The 19,456-nt window shown below is 60.9% G+C and carries 20 protein-coding genes; 8 read left to right on the top strand and 12 right to left on the bottom strand.

Annotated features, from left to right (window positions below; genetic code table 11):
* Nucleotides 1-8 precede the first annotated feature (8 nt).
* The 5 genes from GA645_RS28030 to GA645_RS28010 all read left to right on the top strand — a co-directional run bounded on the left by GA645_RS28030 (nt 9) and on the right by GA645_RS28010 (nt 2,375).
* A complete protein-coding gene (locus GA645_RS28030; RefSeq protein ID WP_152227574.1) occupies nt 9-947 on the top strand; it encodes a hydrolase or metal-binding protein in 939 nt (312 codons plus the stop codon).
* A 64-nt stretch (nt 948-1,011) separates the two neighbouring features.
* Nucleotides 1,012-1,191 carry a carbon storage regulator CsrA gene (csrA, locus tag GA645_RS28025; protein ID WP_152227572.1) on the top strand — a complete coding sequence of 60 codons (180 nt, stop codon included), beginning with the start codon at nt 1,012-1,014 and terminating at the stop codon, nt 1,189-1,191.
* A 30-nt stretch (nt 1,192-1,221) separates the two neighbouring features.
* A complete protein-coding gene (locus tag GA645_RS28020) occupies nt 1,222-1,410 on the top strand; it encodes a hypothetical protein (protein ID WP_152227570.1) in 189 nt (62 codons plus the stop codon).
* A 107-nt stretch (nt 1,411-1,517) separates the two neighbouring features.
* Nucleotides 1,518-1,712: a hypothetical protein gene (locus GA645_RS28015; protein ID WP_152227568.1), complete on the top strand. Its 195-nt coding sequence runs from the start codon at nt 1,518-1,520 to the stop codon at nt 1,710-1,712.
* 114 nt (nt 1,713-1,826) lie between these two features.
* Nucleotides 1,827-2,375 carry a hypothetical protein gene (locus tag GA645_RS28010; RefSeq protein WP_178119600.1) on the top strand — a complete coding sequence of 183 codons (549 nt, stop codon included), beginning with the start codon at nt 1,827-1,829 and terminating at the stop codon, nt 2,373-2,375.
* Between the two features lie 6 nt (nt 2,376-2,381).
* Here the strand turns inward: GA645_RS28010 and GA645_RS28005 are convergent, their stop codons facing one another.
* Nucleotides 2,382-2,627, bottom strand: a complete 246-nt coding sequence (locus GA645_RS28005; RefSeq protein WP_152227566.1) for a helix-turn-helix domain-containing protein — start codon at nt 2,625-2,627, stop codon at nt 2,382-2,384.
* A gap of 121 nt (nt 2,628-2,748) precedes the next feature.
* Here GA645_RS28005 and GA645_RS28000 point away from each other — a divergent pair, with 121 nt between their 5' ends.
* From GA645_RS28000 to GA645_RS27990, 3 genes are read left to right on the top strand one after another with little or no spacing between them, the layout of a single operon-like run.
* A complete protein-coding gene (locus GA645_RS28000; RefSeq protein ID WP_152227563.1) occupies nt 2,749-3,198 on the top strand; it encodes a hypothetical protein in 450 nt (149 codons plus the stop codon).
* A 32-nt stretch (nt 3,199-3,230) separates the two neighbouring features.
* Entirely contained in the window at nt 3,231-3,587 is a 357-nt protein-coding gene (locus GA645_RS27995; protein ID WP_218572346.1) for a hypothetical protein, read from the top strand.
* Between the two features lie 11 nt (nt 3,588-3,598).
* On the top strand, nt 3,599-3,862 hold the full coding sequence (locus GA645_RS27990; RefSeq protein ID WP_152227561.1) for a hypothetical protein: 264 nt from the start codon (nt 3,599-3,601) through the stop codon (nt 3,860-3,862).
* A 189-nt stretch (nt 3,863-4,051) separates the two neighbouring features.
* Here GA645_RS27990 and GA645_RS27985 read toward each other — a convergent pair whose 3' ends face one another.
* The 11 genes from GA645_RS27985 to GA645_RS27935 form a co-directional block, all read right to left on the bottom strand.
* Nucleotides 4,052-5,218 (bottom strand): OmpA family protein, encoded by a 1,167-nt coding sequence (locus tag GA645_RS27985; protein ID WP_152227559.1) that lies wholly within the window; start codon nt 5,216-5,218, stop codon nt 4,052-4,054.
* A 24-nt stretch (nt 5,219-5,242) separates the two neighbouring features.
* Nucleotides 5,243-5,680, bottom strand: a complete 438-nt coding sequence (tssE, locus tag GA645_RS27980; protein ID WP_152227557.1) for a type VI secretion system baseplate subunit TssE — start codon at nt 5,678-5,680, stop codon at nt 5,243-5,245.
* Nucleotides 5,677-6,228, bottom strand: coding sequence for a type VI secretion system lipoprotein TssJ (tssJ, locus tag GA645_RS27975; RefSeq protein ID WP_152227555.1), 552 nt, complete (start codon nt 6,226-6,228; stop codon nt 5,677-5,679). The genes tssE and tssJ overlap by 4 nt, the downstream gene beginning before the upstream one ends.
* Nucleotides 6,209-7,294, bottom strand: coding sequence for a type VI secretion system baseplate subunit TssG (gene tssG, locus GA645_RS27970; RefSeq protein ID WP_152227553.1), 1,086 nt, complete (start codon nt 7,292-7,294; stop codon nt 6,209-6,211). The genes tssJ and tssG overlap by 20 nt, the downstream gene beginning before the upstream one ends.
* Nucleotides 7,258-9,027: a type VI secretion system baseplate subunit TssF gene (tssF, locus tag GA645_RS27965; protein ID WP_152227550.1), complete on the bottom strand. Its 1,770-nt coding sequence runs from the start codon at nt 9,025-9,027 to the stop codon at nt 7,258-7,260. Before tssF ends, tssG begins: the two co-directional genes overlap by 37 nt.
* Nucleotides 9,028-9,049: 22 nt before the next feature.
* Nucleotides 9,050-10,636 (bottom strand): type VI secretion system protein TssA, encoded by a 1,587-nt coding sequence (tssA, locus tag GA645_RS27960; RefSeq protein ID WP_152227548.1) that lies wholly within the window; start codon nt 10,634-10,636, stop codon nt 9,050-9,052.
* 851 nt (nt 10,637-11,487) lie between these two features.
* Nucleotides 11,488-14,853 carry an ImcF-related family protein gene (locus tag GA645_RS27955; protein ID WP_152227546.1) on the bottom strand — a complete coding sequence of 1,122 codons (3,366 nt, stop codon included), beginning with the start codon at nt 14,851-14,853 and terminating at the stop codon, nt 11,488-11,490.
* Entirely contained in the window at nt 14,850-16,013 is a 1,164-nt protein-coding gene (locus tag GA645_RS27950) for a hypothetical protein (RefSeq protein ID WP_256676037.1), read from the bottom strand. The genes GA645_RS27955 and GA645_RS27950 overlap by 4 nt, the downstream gene beginning before the upstream one ends.
* 3 nt (nt 16,014-16,016) lie before the next feature.
* Nucleotides 16,017-16,283, bottom strand: a complete 267-nt coding sequence (locus GA645_RS27945; RefSeq protein ID WP_152227544.1) for a PAAR domain-containing protein — start codon at nt 16,281-16,283, stop codon at nt 16,017-16,019.
* A 109-nt stretch (nt 16,284-16,392) separates the two neighbouring features.
* Nucleotides 16,393-17,181 (bottom strand): hypothetical protein, encoded by a 789-nt coding sequence (locus GA645_RS27940; protein WP_152227542.1) that lies wholly within the window; start codon nt 17,179-17,181, stop codon nt 16,393-16,395.
* On the bottom strand, nt 17,178-19,346 hold the full coding sequence (locus GA645_RS27935; RefSeq protein WP_152227540.1) for a lipase family protein: 2,169 nt from the start codon (nt 19,344-19,346) through the stop codon (nt 17,178-17,180). The genes GA645_RS27940 and GA645_RS27935 overlap by 4 nt, the downstream gene beginning before the upstream one ends.
* Nucleotides 19,347-19,456 lie beyond the last annotated feature (110 nt).

The raw sequence follows: 19,456 nt of genomic DNA, 5'->3' as shown, positions 1-19,456 counted from the left end.
ACTCCCCCATGCTCAAAGGCTTGGCTATTACCCCGCCCGTACTCGGGCGGATTTCCATCGGTAAGGTGGTCGAAAAGAACGGCAAGCGCCTGCCGGAGAAAGACGATCAATTCACCATCACCTCGCAGGTTCAGCTGCGCGACGGCTGGGTTGCTCACCCCTTTGACGAGGAGTTGCGCAAGGCCCAGGACGGCAAGATCCGGCGCATTCCGATCCGCCTGCTGTTCAACGCACCGGAGCTGAATTTTCGTGCCGAATACTGCTTGTTTGATCGGCAGACGGGGCGGCCTTCTTGCGTCGGCAATGGCGAGACCTGCAAGCGCCGTGGCCAGGCCGGTATCGAGTCGCACCCCTGCCCGTCCCCCGATGGCTGTCCATTGGCCAAGGGCGGTGCCTGCAAGCCCTATGGCCGGCTCAACGTGGTCATCGGTGACGAGGATGCCTTGGGCAGCTTCGTGTTCCGCACCACTGGCTTCAACAGCATCCGCACCCTGGCGGCCCGCCTGCAGTACCTGCAAGCCATCTCCGGCAATCGCCTGGCGTGCCTGGCCCTGGAGCTACGCCTGCGGGGCAAGTCCACCCGCCAGAGCCATGGCTCACCGATCTTCTACGTCGATATCACGGTGCGCAGTGGTGTGGCCTTGGAGCTGGCGCTGCAACAAGCCCGTGAGCTGGATGAACTGCGTCAGGCCTCGGGCTTTGACCAGGCGGCGCTGGATGCCACGGCAAGGCTGGGCTTTGCCAATGGCGCCTTCGAGGACAGCGAAGACGAAGGCACGGCCATCGTCGATGAGTTCTTTCCCGAACCGTCCACCGATTCCGCTACACCGGTGCCAGCACAGGCTGAAGAACCTGTACCGCCACCGGTCCCTACCGACAAGCCGCGTCCCACGCTCTCGACCCTGCTGCGCGAACGTGCTGAAGCACGCAATCCCTCAGCGAATTAGTCGCTCCTAAAGGTCGGCCCTATGCCGTCAGCGACTCAACTCAATCCGTCCAGGAGTACCCGTCATGCTCATCCTCACCCGCAATGTCAGCCAAACCATCCGTATTGGCGATGACATCGAGATCGCCATTCTTCGCGTCAAGGGCAACCAGGTGCGCGTTGGCGTCACCGCGCCTGCACACATCACGGTGCATCGCGATGAGGTCTACCAGCGAATCCAGGCCGACCAGCGTCAGCCGTCCTGATCACCTCACTCACCCCGATGGAGTTTCACCATGGGTCTACTGCGTTTTTTAGGCTTGCTGTTCGTGCTGGTCAGCATCTTCGCCGGCACGGCAGCCGTCGTCGCGCTGCTGCTCCTGGCGCTGCGTTTCTGGCCGCTGCTGCTGGTCATCGTGCTGGCGTTGCTGCTGTTCCAGCAGGAACTGCGCCGGGCCGAAGCTCGCCGATCTGAGACGGCATAAACAGGAGCCCACCGGGCTCCTCCCTTCAGAGTCTCCCTGAATCCCCATGCCTCCCACGCGCGAGGCATTCCCCCAAGCGCCAGCACTCGCTGGAAGGAGGCGACTTGATGCGCTGGCAAGACGCCAAGGCACTGCGCCAATGGATACGCGACGTGAACGCCCTGGGCGCACGCTTCGGGCATGAAGAGCTGGCCGGCACGCCGGACGAGCCCGATCCCGACTATGTGGAGCGTTGGCAGGCCGGTGAGACACCTGCCCAGGTGATCGCCGCTGACTTCGGTGCGCAATCACCGACCTGCTGAGCCAAGCCTGAAACATCGGACTGCAACGGCATAAACAGGAGCCCTCGGGCTCCTGTTGTGCATCTACTGTCTTCACTTTCGTGGGATGCCGCCGTGCATCCCTTCGGAGCCCCTATGAACTCCAATCCCTTTCGACGTGGTTACGACACGCTGTCCATTCAACTGATCGTGCACGACTTGCAACCGGGCAGCACGGTGCGCGAGCTGTCCTACGTGATTCATGCCCAGGACCACGATCAATCGCTGGTACTCGGCGTGCAGCCCACGTTGGAGCAGGCTCAAGGCATCGTGCAGCGCTTGAGCTTCGAAACCGGGCAGTTCAGCCGCTGCTGGGAGATCAGTGCAGAACATTTGCCGGAAGACGTGCTGAACCAGCTGTTCCTCATGTGCACTGATCTTCACGCCTTACAGCTGGAGTTCTTCCAGAACGCCAATCAAAGCGTGATCGGTTGCAAGCTGCGTAATACGCCCTGGACGGACAAACACCTGGAGCTGCTCAGCACCAGCCCGGCAGCGCTGCGTCAGCAGCAACTGGACTATGGGTTGCCTGACGAGTTCGTAGAGATTCTGCACCTGGCCGGGCAAGCCGATGTGCGCTTCTTGCTGTTCGATCCAGATGCGGCGTTTCTCGACGGATTACCGATCTTCAAGGACGTGGCATAGCCGCTCTTACAGCCCGGCCTCCATCAACAGCTCAGAGGGCTTACACCCAATGGCCGTGGCAATCCGACAGATGTTGAGGAAGGTGACGTTGCGCTCGCCTCGCTCAATCTTGCCCATGTGGGATCGATCGATCACCGCCGCATCGGCCAGGGCTTCTTGCGAAAGCGCCAACGCCCTACGGCGCACTCGTATCGCTGCGCCCAGCTTCACGAGGTCGCGGTCTTTGTCCTGATGTCCGGAGATTCTTGCCATGGCAAAAATCGTCCCGTTATGATGTCAAAACGACCACGGTATTTACGACCCAATTACCAGCCGAATATCCCCTCAATGAGCATGCTGCTCATCCAACCCACCGACAGAAGGACATGTCCTGATGCACAAGAAACTGCTGCTTACAGCTCTGCTTGGCACGCTGCTCAGCAGCGCGACGCAGGCGGGCACTTATGAATGGACCTCGGGCTTTGCCCAAGGCGTCACCGAGCACCTGGTCGATGACGGCAATGGCAACGGCCTGAACATCTCCTGTTCCAGCGATGACGGCCAAGCCGTCCGGGCTTACGCGAGCATCGTGGGCCAGGAGTACTCCTCTGAAAGCGACGAGGGCTTCAATGTCATCGTCGATGGCGTGACCTACAGCAATCCGTTCTTCACCGACTGCCATGCCTGTGGCTCCAACTTCCCCGGGTTCTGGGCCGCCCTGCGCAGAGCCAACAACCTGCAGATCACGGCTCACGGCAAGACCGTCAAGCTCCCCACCAAGAACTTGAGCCGTGAGTTGCTCCCGCTCAGCAGCAAAGAAAATTCCTGCAAGTCGGCGTGGTAACCCCGTCAGTCCAAACCCTCTGGAGAAAAGTCATGGATCATGATGTTCAGCAAAACGATCCCGATGTACCGATGATCAGCCCAGCCGTGATTGGCTGGGCTATCGCCGCCGTGGTGGTCTCCGTTCTCTTCGTCGTGAAGAACAACTCGGCCCTGGTGCTGGGTGCGAGCACCTTTGCCAAGGTAGGCGCGGTGGTGGTCGGTAGCATTCTGGGTCTGATCGGCGCCGTACTGGGTGATGCGCTGCGCCGCTTTGCTCGGCCCGATGCGGTCTATACCCGTGGTGGCATGCTGCAGCTGATTTGGATCAAGGTGTTCTGGCTGGTGGGGCCGCAGGTGGTGGGGCTGATCGGCGGTATCGCCATCGGCTGCGCCCTTGTGTTGCGCTGAGGAAGGGCTATATGCGCGCACTCTTTGCGGTACTGCTGATGACCACGCTGCTGGCCGGATGCTCTGACGAGAACTCGAAAGTGAGGGGGCAATTCCTGGCGGGATGCATCCAGGGCGGCGCCCCGAAAGCCATCTGCACCTGTACCTTCGAGAAGCTGGAAGCGATCTACAGTCCTGCTGAACTCAAAGCACTCAACAAACCCTACACAGCACCACCTGAGCACTTTCTCAAAGCCCTAATGGCCTCCGCTCAGGCCTGTCAGGCCGAGCAGTAACAAGGATACCCTTGCGACCTCCTGCCAGCAGCCCCGAATGGGACTGTGGGTGGGAGGTTCTTTTTTTTTTGTGCCCTTGATTTGTCTAAAGACTGGCTGATTGCACTTCTGCCTGTTAACCCCAATCCAGATGCGTCATCCTTGGCCTAATCATGATGACCATTCTGGGGGGGCGAGCGGGCGCATGAGTCAGGGGCGCGTCGTTAGATTACAGGCGCCGCCCTGAGGAATGAGGCGCACGTCCACTCTGCGATTGGCGGCCCGCCCGGCTTCCGAGTCATTGTTCATGAGCGGCAGATCCGCGCCATAGCCCTGAACCACAAAGCAGCTATCCGGAATGTCGCCCATCTGCTGCATCCACTCCTTTACAGCCATGGCACGCGCTCGTGAAATCTCAAGATTCTTCGTGCTATCGCCACTGCTGTCAGAGTGGCCCGTGATCACTATCAGCCAATTCGGCTGCGCCTTTATGTTCATCAAACCATTAATCAGCACTTTAGTTGCCTCGGGGCGTAACTTAGTACTACCGGGCGGGAACAACAGCAGGCTGTCCAGCTGAATCGGTCGTGGAGACGTTTGCTCCTCGGATACCAAGTGCCATTGCCAGTATCCGAAGCCGAGTGCAGCAGCCAGGGCTATTACGAGCAGTAGCCACAACCACGGTGATCGCCTCGCTTGCAGCGGCGCGGGAGACACGGGAGGCTCTGGTGCAACGGTCACAACGATCACCTCGGGGGTGTGTCCGGTGCCACTTCCGCCAACGCTGGTCGCCGTTACGGTTGCAGATGCGTATACCCGTGCTTGCTTGGGCTGGACGAGCAAATCACCCAAGATTGCCTCTCGATTGAGCCGCGCTGCGACTCTGCCCAACTGCCGACGTAATGCTTGCAACGAGATCAGGGGAACTTCCGCGTACTGCAGAAGCAGGTCAGCCAAGCTGTCCAATTCTTCGTTGAGCTGCTGCAAGCGGGGAAGCGATTCGGCTGTCACGTTCACTGTACGCAATAAAGGCTGTAACTGCTCAAACGCCCAACTGAGCGATTCCAGGCGAGCCGAGAGCGCTGATGGCCACAGTTGGTCCCACAATTGCGGCAGACGACGATTCAACGACTGAATCCCTTCCTGCAGCCCCGGCAGCGCATACAGATGCACTCTGGCCAGGATCAACACCACCATCGACTGCAACTCCAGCCCGTTTTCTTCCTGCAATGCCAGGCATAGGTTTTCGACCTGAGCCCAATCCACATCTGGGCGAGCCGGGTGGCTTAATTTGAGTAGCTCATCACGCAGCGCCCGGTACTCCGCGAAGCCGCGCGGGTCCCCGCCCAAGCGCATGCCAAAGTCTGAAATCAGCATTCCATTGATGTCCGTTCCATCACGCTATGGCTGTAGGCAATTTATCTGTTTCAAGTGGCGCACCAACACCCGTCCTTCTGGCGCCAGTGTGGTGCCGAAAGTTGCGCGCATCCCATCATGCAGCTCGACTGTAACGCTGTACTCCAAGTGCCCGGGAAGGATTTGCGGTAGCAACTCGATGTTGAGCGACGCTAGGCGCGGCTCGTACTTGAGCAGCATGTTGGTCATGTTGCCGATCAACCCATGGGCGCTGCCCGGCATGCCATGCAGGATCTCGCTCATGTCTGGCAGACCGTAGTCGGGCAGATGGCTGAGGGTGCCGGCCCGGCAGTTGAGGATGCGCTGCAAGTTGTCCAGCACCGAAAGCAGGGGTTGATCCTCCTCGCGCGCCCGATGCAGATCGAGCTCACCGGTGAAGTTCTGCAACAGCAGCTCGTAGAGCGACGGATTCTGCTCACTCACCACCAGGAGTCCTCTTTGGGCAGTGGTGCCAGGTTCAGCGCGTTGTCGCCCAGCTCAATCACCCGTGGGTAATCCGGATCCAGCTCCTCGCGGGCGAGCGTCAGGCGCCAATTACCCTGCTGCCTATCCGGGGAGCGAAACAGCGCAACCACGGCGACGAACTTCGTCTCATCGGCCAGCGCAGCGTTCAGTTGTGCGCCCCCGCCGGGCTTCACAACTACCCAGTGCTCGTCCAGCAGATCCTCTGCCAACACATCACTGCTATTGCTTAACAGTCTGGGGTAGTCCGCTTTCTCCAGTGCCTTGTCATCCTTCAACTGGTAGACACGCACCAAGGTCGAGACTGACAGTGCGGACATGTCAGTGGCCGAAGTGTTCAGCGCTGTGCGGGCGTTGAAGTCCAGATGCAGGACCTTAACCTGCTTGTAGAAAATGCCCTGAGCGATGGAACTCCCTCCATCCATCGCGCGCTGAGTCAGCCCACACCCGCTGAGCAGGAGGCCAAACACGGCCACGGTCAGCAGAGTCTTAGAAGCAGTAAGTGACATGCTGTGTCTCCCTTCTTTTTTTGTTCTCTCTCAGTCCCAGGTAACGCCCCAGATTGACAGTTATGCACGGCTGTCCAGCGCCGGGATCTAGCCCCAGTACGCCGGTCAGCCCCAGTAACACCGGAGCGCCGCCCAGCACCGGCTGCGGCAGGCATTCCACCGGCAAGGTGAGCTGCAGTTTCGCGGTGCATCGCCATCCCAGGTACACCCGCAACAGCACCAGCAGATCGCTGTGCAGTTGGCTTCCCGGCAGCCAGCCTTGCGCCTCGGCAAGGTCCTCGGTCACCAGCTCCAGACGCACCTGGCTATTGGCATCCGCGCCCACGGCGCCCAGCGGCGTGCCCTGGGAGAGGCTGACGGGTCGCTCTTTCGACAGGCTGGCAGGTTGTGCCAGCGGCACCTTTCGGGGCCAGTGCGCAGTCACGCGTGCCTGTGTGTTCGGCGCCAGCAGCTTCACCAGTGCGCTGATGCCCTCGGCATTGCGGGTCGGCAGGCGCATCACGCTGAGCAAGGCGAGGAAACGCGATACCGGCGTGGCGATGTGGTTCGCCGTCCCCGGAATACCCAGCCCGATCAGCCCGAGCAGGCATTGCGAGGTGCTATCCGCGCCACCGGCCTCGAAGGTGGCGGGATAGGAGTACTTGCGCCAGATGCGGTAGAACTGGGTGAAGATGCGGTGGTTGAAGATGTCGAGGAAGGCCTCCAGCGCCTCGTGCCCCTCCCGGCGCTGGGTAATGTCGTCCAGGTAGGCAGTGGGCAACGGGGAATCGACACCGTACAAACCAAGCAACCGGGTACGCACCGTGGCGGGGCGCTCGGGATACTCCTCGTCGAACTCGATGGCCTTGAGCTCGCCGGCGGGAAACGCCATGCCGGGGTGCGGACGAAAACGCACGGCATCGTCGCTGGGCCGTGTTGTGGTCCCCAAGGGGGGATTGTCCGGAGCCGCCGCTTCGATCAGCTGGCAGAAGCGGTACAGGTTCGCTTCGGACACCCGCCCCGCCAGCCTCTCCAGCAGACCGCTGGCCTTCAGCCGGGAATACGCTGACTGTGGTTCTCGGTCCATCGCAGGCTCTTACCAGTAGGTTGCAGGACCAGCGTGAGCTGGTTGAACAGGTGGATATCGGCGTACAGGGCAAAGAAGCGATTAAGCATCTCGCCGAACAGACTGATGTCGCCCTCGCCGCAGAAACCGTTGGCATCCAGCGTCACCTCGATGTCCACGCCGCGCAGCAGGAAGCCCTTCTCGAAGCGCTGGATCAGGTGATGGCGCACCTCGACGATGGCCGCCAGCCGCCTGCGATTCAGCTCGCTGTGGGTCCAGTCGTACAGCGCCAGGGTGCCACGCAGCACTTCGGCGTTGTCCAGCATCGGCAGGAAGTTGGAGCCCAGGTGACTAAGCACGCGCCAGTGGAAGCGGTCCTGGTTGGGCGGATAGCACGGCAGGGTCGGCGCACAGAGATTGCGCACCTTCAAGCCCATCAGCGGCGTCTTCACCAGTGAGTCCAGCAGGGTGCTCTGCAGCGCCTTGCGCGGCAGTTGGCCGTTGGTGCCGGTGAGGCGCAGGGACAGGCTTTCGCTCTGGCTCAGACGATCGGCGTCGAAGCCTTCACCGCCGAGAATCAACCAGGTGTCGTGCATGCCATTCGCCCCGCGCTTCATCCGCGTATGAAAGTAGCGCTCCGGCGCTTCGTCACGCAGCATGCCGCCCTTGTGGCGGAAACTGGTGAACGGCACGTAGTCGCGTTTCGACGAGTGCTTGGACGAAGACACGTTGTCCACCGAGTAGATCTCGGTGTGCCCGTCCTGCAGGCGCATCGGCCGTAGCAGGTAATCGGTCTGCAGCGGCAATAGTGTCAGGGGGTCGGCCTCGAGCGGGAACAGGTTGATCACCGGCACCGCATGCAGCCGTACATGTTCGGCGCTCACCACGAACTCATGCGGCCATTGCTCGCTCAGCACCACGTCCAGCTCGAAGCTCGACAGCTCCGCTGGGATCGGCATCTGCTCCAGGCCGCGCAGCGTGACGAACATGAATTTTTCGCGGAAGGTGAAGTACTCCAGTAGCAGTTGATAGCCGCTGAAGGCACTGTCCCCCTTGGGCCAAAGCCGGTCCTCATCGCCAAATCCCTTCGGCGAGAAGTGACCGTCCAGCTTCAACCGACCCGTATGCCCTGGCACCTGCACATAGAGCGCCTGGGCATTGAGCGTCAGGGCACGGTGCAGTGCGCAGGCCAGGGGGGCGTCGGCATTGAGGTAGAGCGGCAGGCGGCTCAGATCGATTTCGGACCAATTCGCCATCGGGCTACAGACAAAGCGCAGGCGCAGCACAGAGCGGCCATCCGGCTCGCTGGTTACCCGTACTGACTCGATGGACAGCGGGTTCAGCGTGACGTCCTGGGTAGTGGTGTAATGGCAGCGCGTGCGCTTGGGGCCTACCGGCTGCGACAGCACCTCGAATCCCTGGGCGATGGTTTCGCAGCGCTTCATCTCGCGAATGTCCGGCGTCAGCTCGACCACCGACAGCGAGGGGATAGTGCGCAGGTAATGCGGCCACAGCAGGCTCACCAGGCCCTCGGTCAGCTCCGGCAGGTCGTCATCGAGCTTCTCGCGCAGACGCCCCATGAGGAATGCGAAGCCCTCGAACAGCCGCTCCACGAAGGGATCGCGGGCGCCGGCCTTGTCCAGGTTGAGCTGCGCGGCCCGGTCAGGGAACGCCTCGGCGAACTCCTTGCCCGCTTCGCGCAGGTAGCGCATTTCGGCATCGAAATAACGCAGTGTCAGATTGTCCATGCTCACCGTTATGAATCCGCGAAGTCGCTCAGCCGCACAGCACGGCCGAGCGAACAGGGTCGATCGCGACCAGGGCGGCCAGCAGGCCTTCCATGCGTCGCGCCAGGGTGGTCTTGTCGGCATCGCTGCGCTGGGATTTCTGCCGCAACAGCTTGAGCAGGCGCGCCTTGACCTCGAAGCCCAGCTCCGGCTCCCAGGTACTCAGGCCCTGCTGCTGTGCAACGGCATCCAGCTCGCCCAGCAGGTGGATCGCCAGGTCGCTCTTACCGTACTGCTCGGCCACCCGCGCCATCAGCAGGCGCAGCAGCCAACGCTGCCGCCCGGTCGTCGCATCCGGGCGCGCGGCCAGCCAGGCCAGGGCCGCCTCGACACCATCGCTGTCGGCCTGGGCCAGGGCTTCGCTCTCCAGCGCCAGGATGTCGTCCACCACGGCGGAGGTCGCGACGGGCGTGGACATCCACGGAGCGGGCTGATTGCCGCTCACCTGCTGAGTGATCCATTCGCGCGTGGGCTCATCGGCGAAGGGCGTGCCATCGCTCCAGCGCAACTGTTCGATGCCCGGCAGGCGATCGAGGAACATGCCCAGGTCGCGCTTGATGATGTCCGCCCAGCCTTCATAGGGGACGCCCAGCTTGCTCAGGCTCTGGCAGAGGTACCACTGCAGGTCCAGCCAGAAGTGGTTCACCCCTTCGGCGTACATGCGCTCCACCTGGTCCAGCAGCTCGATCCAGCTCTGCTGCAGGCAGAGGCGTTTGAGCTGGGCGCGATACTCCGTGCGCGGCGGGGCCAGGCGGGTATTGCCGTTGGCCTCCTGCACCGGCAACTGGTGCACGGTGTCCCAGCGCAGGCTGGTCAGCAGGCGATGGGCGGCCAGCCAGCCCTGCGGCTGGTCGCGCAGGTAGCCGGCCAGCGCCTTGCCGCTGTCCAGCAGGTCGCGGCCGGACTTGATTGCCGCCAGGACCGGGGCCGCCGAGTGCGACGTCGGCTCGCTGTGCGCGGCACTGTTTTGTGGCACCAGGGCATTCACCCCGCCTGATTGCGTCATACGAGCAGTCAGGGCCGCATACAGAGAACCCAACCCTGGTCGCTCGCTTTTCGGCCAGGAGGAGACGATCTGCTCCAGCCAGGCGAGCGCTGCCACTGTGCGCTGCGCCTCCGCCTTCACCACCTCGGGGAACAGCGACAGGCTGTCCAGCACCTTACCGCTGGCCACCCACTCCAGTGCGGTGCGCCGGCTGTTCGGGCGAGCCGGCAGTACCTGCTTGGCGAAGCGTTCGAGCAGCGCCGCCACCAGTTCCAGACCATCGGCGAGCCCCACCTCGCCATCTCGCTGCGTGCGCGCCCAGAGGTAGTAAGTCGCGATCCGCAGGTCCTTGCAGCGCTGCTTGAGCAACTGCTCCGCCAGCTCGATGACCTTTTCCACGTCCGCGCCGGAGAGCTTGTTGACCTCCTCGCGCATGTGCTGGAAATCATCGTCGTAACCGGGGTCTTCACCGGTCGGCGACGCCTTGCTGATCGGCGCCAACCAGGTTTCCCACTGGCTCGCCTGAGCCTTGGCCAGCGCCACGGCTTCTTGCCCATCCAGGCAGGTGGAAATCAGTCCTTGCAAACTCATCGGTGTGTCTTAAATCCCTTCATGTACGGCACATCGTCAATCTCGGGGTTGGTGCGTCTGGTAGCGTCGCCAGGCGGCTGAGCCAGGTTTGGTTCGGCTCATGTAGTAGCAGGTTGGGCACCAGGTGCCGGCACGAATTGAGGCGTAGGTAGTCGTCCAGGTATGCCCACGGGCACAGGCCCATTCATAGGGCGTACGGTTGTTGAAGTAATCGGCGGACAGAAACTTCCCACCTCGAGCCGTAGCAGTGATACGAACCGCCTCCAACTCAGCGCGCTGCTGGTCATTGCGGCACTGAGAGCACCATTGTCCAAGGCGGAGCATACTGCCGGCCCGTGCAGCCCAAATGTGGCCTTGGGCACAACGAAATTGATGCCTGCGCTCCACGCCCAGGTATGTCTGTGAGAGACATTCCCCACCCCGACTCCGGGCATATGCCTGCAACTTTTGCAGCCCATCTACGATCATCTGATTCTGCGCAGCCTTGGCCACGCTGCAGTGTGGGCAGCGTGCGGTACGCCGCGCGAATGGGTAGGAGCGCGACCATTCGTGGCCGGGGTCGTTCAGGCAGCGAAACCGGTACTGCGCTTTGGAGCCGAGCCACACATCGAGGCACTCACTGCCCTCCTGGGCTGCTTGTTGCCGTAAGTGATCGAGCTTTCTGGCGTTCCGACACTCAGGGCACGCCTTGAGCGCAAACAACGAGTCCGCCAACCACTCAAACTCGTGGCCCTCCTGGCAATAGAAACGATAGGTAGACTTTCGCGTTTGCCATCGCGGATCGAGACACGTCAGGTGCAAACGATCCAGCTCGCGTTGAATGGCAGGTGGACACTTGATCATGGCAAGAGCTACTCAAACGGCTCGATCACGGCATAGGGATCGGAGGCCCCGGCCCCCGTGACGAAGATGTTCGTGGGCAGTGTGAAACCCCGCAGCTGCAGCACCGCCAGCGGGCCGTTGCCCAGCTCGGTACGCAGGTACCAGGTCAATGGCAACTTGTCCGGCGCGGTCAGCACCAATTCAAAGCGTGTGTTGCTGTCGTCCAGAGTGGTGACCTTGGCCTGTTCGAGCAGGCGGATCAGGCCCCAGGTACCGGAGTAGTCGCCGAACAAGCGGGCCCCGGCATTAATACTGGTCCAGCTCAAGGAGGCGCCTGGATGGTCGGTTCCCCCCGGCCAAGTGAACTGCTGCCAGCTCTCCATCTGGTTGAAGTACTCCAGCTTCACGCCATCGAGGATGAAGGTGGTCTCCACCACATTGCGCACGGGCTTGGCCTGGAGCTGGAAGGTCATCCCCATGCCGCCATCGGTGTAGAGGATGTCCGCCAGCTCACCCAGTTGATTGACCGCTTTGAGAAACTGTGGATTGAAGTGCAGCCCCTGAGTATTGGCGCTGTCCGGTACCCAGCGATTGCCTTCCTTGTGCAGCACACCACTCAGTTGCGAGCTGATGAATTGGTCAATGCGACCGGTACCGGAACGGATCATCTGACCTAGCATCGGCAGCGACGCATCGCTGCCGGTGGCGGCGAACGGATAGCGGCCATTGAAGGAGCGCTGCCAGTTGCCGACGATTGCTCGCTGCCACTGGCGATTTAGGCTTGCAGCGGAGGGCTGGAGCACGCCTTCCCAGGCTTGGTTGAGCGGTTGCACGAAGAGGTTCTGGCCAAAGCCGCTCCATTCCGCCCCGAGGCTGGCGGCGATCAGGCTGCCGTAGTCGAGGGTGTCGGTCAGGTCCACGCTCTTGCCCTGGAACACCGTCTGCGCCAGGGCCTGGGTCATCGCCTGCGGATCGGTGGCGGTGGTGATCTGTTGCAGCTTCAGGCGCACGCGCGTGACGCGGGTGAGGAAGGCTTGCAGGCTCAGGTTGTCACCACCGGTGGTGGCAGCGGATTTTTCCTTGCCCAGCAAAGCGAGGAGCGGACCGAAGGTGCCGTCCAATGGCCCCTGTGGACCGGCGGCCTTCTGGTCGATCACCGGCTGCTTGTCCTTGTCCAGCATCTGCTGCGCGGACTTCATCAGCGAATCGGAGAGGGCTTCGCCTTTGACTTCGGTCTTGCCCTGGTAGGCCAGGGTGTTCATCAGGGCAATCAGCGGTGACTGGCGTACATCGCTGAGCAGGGTGAGCTGGCTGATCGCGTCGGACAGACTGTCCGCCTGACGCCAACGGATACTGTTGAGGAAGGCCAGCCAGGCGTCGCTGAACGCCTGGAAGTAGCGCTCGGTCAACTGCGCCTTGAGCACCTCGGGCGTCAGCTCGCTGTCGATCGTGCTCTGCTGATCGCTCAGCACCCAGTCGATTTCTTCGCGACGGGCCTCGGCTACTTCGTCGATGGCTTTGCGGACCTGCCCCTCCCAGGCTTGGCGAGTGAACACTCCCGGCACGCTGTTGGGGGTGTCGAACAGCATCGATGCATCGGTTTCGCCGACCATATCCAGCAAGGTCATCGCCGCGTAGTTGTTGCTCGCCCGGTCGATCACCTGCTGGTACAGGTTGGCCATGCCGTTGCGTTGGCCCAGTTGGCTCAGTAGCACTTGTCGGGCTTGGGCCACAAGGTCGGGCTGGGGCTCCGTGCGCCATTCGGGGTGTGCCGCCAGGTGCTGTGCGTAGAACGCCCAGAGGTTGGGCGACAGGTCTTGCCAGAGACCCGGCGTGACACCGGGACGGTCGGTTTCCTCGCGGGCCAGCACCTTGGTCAGGAACTCCGGATCGGTCTTTTCCGGGCGGGCCATCATCAGGTAAGCCTTGAGCTCGGCGTGTGCTTCTTCCGCCCGTGCCGCACGCTTGGGGCTGTCCGCCGGCAAGGCGGCCAGGTCCGTCAGTTGTTGCTCCAGGTGCTTGGCCGCCACATCGCGCATCAAGCGATTGTTGGCCTGGGCATAGCGCGGCCACAGCACGGCCAGCAGGGCGTCGTTCTGGCTCAGGCCAAAGCGCAAATACCAGGGCTCGCCATGCTCGCGCCGGTAATCCAGGCGGGACATCTCGCGGGTCAGTTCGTGCAAGGCCTTGAGCTGCGCATTCGCGTCGCCTTGGGTGTTGAGGGTCGCCAAAACCGACTCCACGGTGGCGATCTGGTTGCGGTTGCTGGCGAAGGACAACAGGAATGCCAGGGCGCAGAGGCCGGCAAGCGCCAATCCCGCGATATAGGCCCCACGTACCCAGGACCAGGCCAAACGGCGGCCCCGGATTTGCTTGTCCCCCAGCACCGCTCTCCAACTCGCCTCCGGCCACCACGCATTCGGTGTGCCGATAGCGATACCGGCGAGCTTCGGGCTGAACAACAAACCACGTAGCGGCACCGAGCAGTTGAGCTGTGCCAGGAAAGGGCTCAGCGCTTGGCGCCATTGGCTAATGCCAGAATGCTCCAGGTCACGGGACAGGCGTAGCAGGAAATCATGGTTAGAGTGCTCCGCGAGTTGGCTCATCCCGCGCGCGCGCAGTGGCACCACCAGCTTGCGCAGCGACGCCTCGATCTGCTCTGCCGAGGCTTTCGCCGGCAGCAGGCAACCGACCGGTTGCCCCTCGCGGTCAGCCTGGCTCCACGGGCTTGTGCACACCTGCCACAGGTACAACGGCGCCTGCCAGCACAACACCTGACCCAGGTCGCGTAACTGGCGCACCCCCGTGCTGACGGTGGCCACGTCATTGCCCTGCGCCTCGCTCAGCGCCCAGACGATGCCATCTACCGGGCGCGAGCGGCGCAACGTCTTCAGCAGTGCAGCCACATCGGTCTGCCATTGGCTGTTCAACGAACCGCCATACAACAGCACGGTGTCCTGCCCTTCCAGCCATTGCTGTTTGGACAACCCCGGCGCTACGGCCTCGATCTGCTCCAGCTCACCGACCACCAGCAGCAGGCGGACTTTACGTTTCCAGAAAAAACCGTACTGAGCCCGCAACTGTTGGGGGATCTCATCCTTCGACGAAGCACGCTTGCTGGAAGGCAGTAGAGCCCCATCCGATGCGGGACGAACACCCGTCGCCACGCCCTGATCCTGATACTGCTGGCGTTTTATATGGGCCAGCAGCTTAGGGGCCGAACGCAGGATGAGGACAATGACCGTGAGTAGCAGGAAGACGAACACCTTGTCGCGATTCTCGACCAAACCTATCCGATCGCCATAACGCCAGATCAACCCGCCCACTACCGCCAGCGCCGCGCCGATCAACATTCCGCCGCCGACGCGGCGCCACGGGTTGCTATAGGTCTTCATGCCAATTCTCCCGTGGCGACAGTACTGATCCAACGCTGCGAGGGCTCCTGACTGAGCAACACCAGCGGTTGTTGGAAGTGCCGGCTCATCTCTAGGCCCAACCCCGCCAGCAGCCAGGCACTGAACGGCCCCGGCACGCCACAGAACGCCTCCTGTATCCACTGCTGCCCTACCTGGAACTTCGCCTGCTGCGCCTCGCCCATCGCGAGAAGGGTTCCCAGGCTCGGTTGCCATTGCGCACTGTCGGCGAGAATGCCGGTGGCGTTTCGTGCCGCCAGTTGGGTTTCCAGGAAAAGCGGCAGCTCCGTGTCCAACTTACCGGCATCCAGTGGCATCGGCCGCAGCAGCCGGCCTTGAACGGGCAGCTCCCATTCCTGCACCAGGGCATCCGGGCACAGCAACAAGGCAGCCAATCCATCGGAATAGGCGCCCTGCCCATTGATTTGCAGGACCACCAATAGCTCGACCGCCGCACCGGGGGCCTTCAGGCTGTCTTCCAGCCATTGCAGCGAGAGCTCGCTGACGAAGCTCACTGCTACCTGCAAATAGTTAGGGATGGCTTTGGACCAATCCTTGCCCCACACCGTGCGAAGTGATTCCAGGCCTTCAGCATCAAGGTCGCTTAGCACGGTCACTCGCAATGCTCGATCGGCAGGCAGCACCATAAGAGCAGCCCCTACCCCCGCGAACAGCTTCTGCAACGCAACCCGCACACGCGCATCGCCCGCCGCAGGCAGTTCGGCAATGCGGCAAACCTCGCCTGGACGGCGAGGCTGACCAGGAACTCCCTGGGCGATTAGTGCCGCAGACACCCGCTCCGGCAATACCACGCAACTCGCCTGCACCCCAAAGTGACGCTGCGCCCACTGGCTCCATGCAACTTTGGCCTCATCTGCCTGCTCCTCCAGAAACTGGAAGTGGCTCAGTGCTCCGCCGTAGGTGTAGCTGCGTACCGCGAATGCCAGCAGCCACACTAATAACGGCGAAGCGGCCAGCATCCAGACATTGAGGCTCCCGAGTTCAGGCAGGCGTCCCGACACCACCAGCACGAACAGTCCGATGCCTATGACTACCGCCAGCAGAGCAGCCCCCAACCAGCGGATCAGCGACAGCGGCGCAGGGGCCTCTATGACGTCGGGCGCACGACGATTCCATGCCATGGTTTACAACACCGAGCAGTCTGGGGCGCTGGATATCACCTGGCAGCCACAAGCACTACGACAGCCATCGACAACCAGCGCACGGCCGTTCTCGGACCAGTCCGGACAGCCTTCGACAATGGCATTCACACCGTGGCCAGGGATGGGGCAACTGACGAGATCCCCCACCAGCGCCACGAACTTGCCGTGCATTTCATAGGCAGAGGTCGCGGAAATGACCTGACCACCGTGAGTGGTCTTGTCACCCAGCAAAACGAATCCTCGAGACATCAAGAGTCCCTTCCTTCGACAATAAATTCCATGAGTACCGGGAAGCGAAATACATCACGGCTTCGGCTCCACTTCCAAAGAACTACTGATAGCAGTACCGAATGCGTTGTTATTCGCCACGCCCTAGCCGAATAGCTTGTAACTTCTCGAAGCTTGGCTTGCTGCTGCCATCAGCCTCTTTGCTGCCATCTGGGTAAGTAAACTGGGTATAAACTCCTTCCTTCTTAAATCTTGGGCCTACTGAATGCACCACGCCATCTGTATGTAGCCTTGGCTCGAATATTACGATATTTGCCTTTAATGCTTTGTAAGTTGGATAAATGTCACCATCTCCAAAAAGCCATGCGCGTGTTTCATGGCGGATAAGAAATTGCTCATCGATCCAGGGATAATAGTCCTTAGAGACTAATAGATCCCCACTAACTTCTTCGGGATCCTCCAGCAAAGAGCGTTGCTGCGGTTGATTATCGTCAAACAATACAATAACCCCCCCGCCACCTCCGGGCAGAACGTTTGAACCAAAGCGTAAAGTATTTTGGTAGTGCACACCGAAAGTCACGTTGCTCAACTGCCAATGACAGGCACCGCCACCATCACGGGCTACATTCGCCAAATACAGATCACTCTGCCCCTGGCGTTGCGGAACCACTTCGATAGCGTGATAACCGTCTACTTCGAAACGCCCTCCGCTGCCATCGGACCGCTGAACCGGGCATTTTTCTGAGCGATACATCACGCGCATCGGGTCTGCCGCAAGGTCCTGCGGAACCTTGATGCGAAAGACCACCTGCGCGCCACCAGGCGGAGGCGTAAGCGCTTGGCTCTGTGCGCAACCGCTAAGGCTGGCCAACAACACCAGTCCGCCCAATGCGGAGGAAAGGATGAAACGCTGATTCATGGTGTCAGTTCCTCCACCTTGCTGGTGGCAGCCTGGGGCGGTACTCGACAGTGCGAGCGTGCCCGCATGATCTCGATGGGTACGCCAGCTTCCTGTTCGCGGCAGAAGCGCTGCAATGCTTCGCTGCCTCCCTCCATATCCTGGGTCATGCGCAGGGTCATAGGCATCAGTTTCTGCAAGGCAAGGAAATGCTGGTTGCGCTGCAGTTCCGCCTTGGGGATATCCTTGTGGCCCATCTGCTCTTCGAAGCACTTGCGCTGTTCCTTCCGTACCAACGCTCGAGTAGGGTCGCTTAGTTCCAGCAATTGGTTGTGCAGGAACGGCAGATACGCATTGATCATGGAGTGATCCATCGGGTTGGTACGGCTGTTACTGCGGTCAGGGTTGGTGTGCGGCGGGAAGTAGCGTTGCATGCTTTCTTTCGACAACGACTTCATCAGCGCCTTTTGTTCCTCCCCGGCGTAACGGCTGGCGGCATCGTTCAGACTGGGCACCAGATAGAGGAAGGCGCGCTCGGGCAGCGGCGCACGGATGGTGTTGTAGTAGGGAGCACCGAGGCCGTCCTTGCTCTTGTAGGCCGGGTAAGCTGACGCGGGGATAGCGATGTGCTGGTCGGCGCGATAGTGCATGGCGATCTTGCCGTGGTGCCAATAGGGATCACCGAACCCCGTGAGTTTGCTGACCAGCAACTCGGGCACCGACCAGACATAGCCCAGGTCCGGCCCAAGCGGGCCGAAAACGCCGTACAGCCAGTTATTCAACTCGGCCTCAGGCGGAACGCTGGTAATGGTGTCGGCGTCGTTTACATGCCTGAAGTGAGTGACGGCACCGAGACTTTCCACAGCCTTTCGCGTGAAAGTGCGCGGCATACCGTATGTATAGAGCAGAGGGTTGGCATTTTTCAGTTCCGCTGAATGAATTAACGCCAACGCACCGCCAAGGCTGTGCCCACAAATGAATAGCTTCTTGTTGGTAATCTCCTGCTCAATTTCTAAAAAACGAGTTGGAAATAACTTTTTCGCTATCTCAAACGCCTGCAAAAAACCATCATGTACGCTCCCAGCCGAAGTCAGAAATGTGCATTGGTTCCCAGGCCTCTTAATGTCACAACCAGTGCCATTGGTGGGGCGTGGCCGATACTGGAGATCCGTAAGCCAGTCCATTGGTTCCTGGGTGCCACGCCACGCCACCACTACCTGCTTCTTGTTGCTGAAGTAGAACAACTGGGTGTTCTCGATGATGCGGAATGGCGTGCGTGGGTCACTCGGCAGGGTTTCCGCTTCGGTCGAATCCAGCATGATCGCGGTGGTGTAACGCTCGTCGAACGGCACATCTACCACTACAGCCGGGAACGCCTGCCCTTTTGGATCTAGCATCGTCGGTGTACGCGACAGGTCCAGGCACTGGCGGAAGAACAGTTCCTCCACCCCACCGAATACCACTGCCAGGTCCACCTCTTTCCTCGTCTTCTTCGCCGCCTTGCGCTGTTTCTGCACTAGCGTGCTGTACGAAAGGTTGGCCATCAGCCCCAGGTTGTAACCGTTGACCATGCTGTACTCGGGCTGGTGGTGCAGCACCAGTTGCCAAGCGCGGAAGGGGCAAACCTCCAACACATGACGGCGATCCAATTGCTCGGCCGGGACAGTGAAACCTTTGAAGTCAGGGTCTGGGAAATGGAAGCTGGGTAATTTTTTCGGGTCAGCCAAAGGAGGATCGAGCTTCGGCAGCCGGTCGCTCAGTTGCCCAATACGTAAGTAGTGATACAGATTCCCCGCCGCCCGCGCATCCTTCTCGCGCGGCGAGAAGCCAGAAGGTGAAGGCTCGTAGGTATACGCATGGACCTTCTCAATTGGGGTTTCAGCCCGGATCGGGCGCAAGCGTCGAGTTTGCAATTCTTTAGCGAATGGATCGGCAGCAATAAATAATGTGACAGCGAGAGACTTAAGGCCATCCAGACGGACTACTCCTTTAGCGTCACTCTTTCCCCTAAACTCCGGAACCTCACCGCTTCGCACAGCCTCGTTGATTACCCGGTACCGCTGGTTAGCCAGGGGCTCGCCGCGCTCGTCGATGAGCTGAAACTCAAGCCAGTGCTTAATCTGTTTGCCTGCTTGAACATCTTTCAGCGGGCAAAGCGTGTCGGTACGGTGATTTCTATCGGACATGATCAATCATCCATGAAAGGACTAGATAAGAGTTGCGCCCTTGCCGACCGCTTTGGCCAGCTTGAGAAATTTCAATTTCGCCGGTTCTTTTCATTAAATCTCACGCCCTC

It is taken from the genome of Pseudomonas sp. SCB32 (genome assembly GCF_009189165.1).
In the GTDB taxonomy this organism is placed as follows: domain Bacteria; phylum Pseudomonadota; class Gammaproteobacteria; order Pseudomonadales; family Pseudomonadaceae; genus Pseudomonas.
Note: the sequence above shows the minus strand (reverse complement) of the source record. Positions and strands in the feature narration are given on the sequence as shown.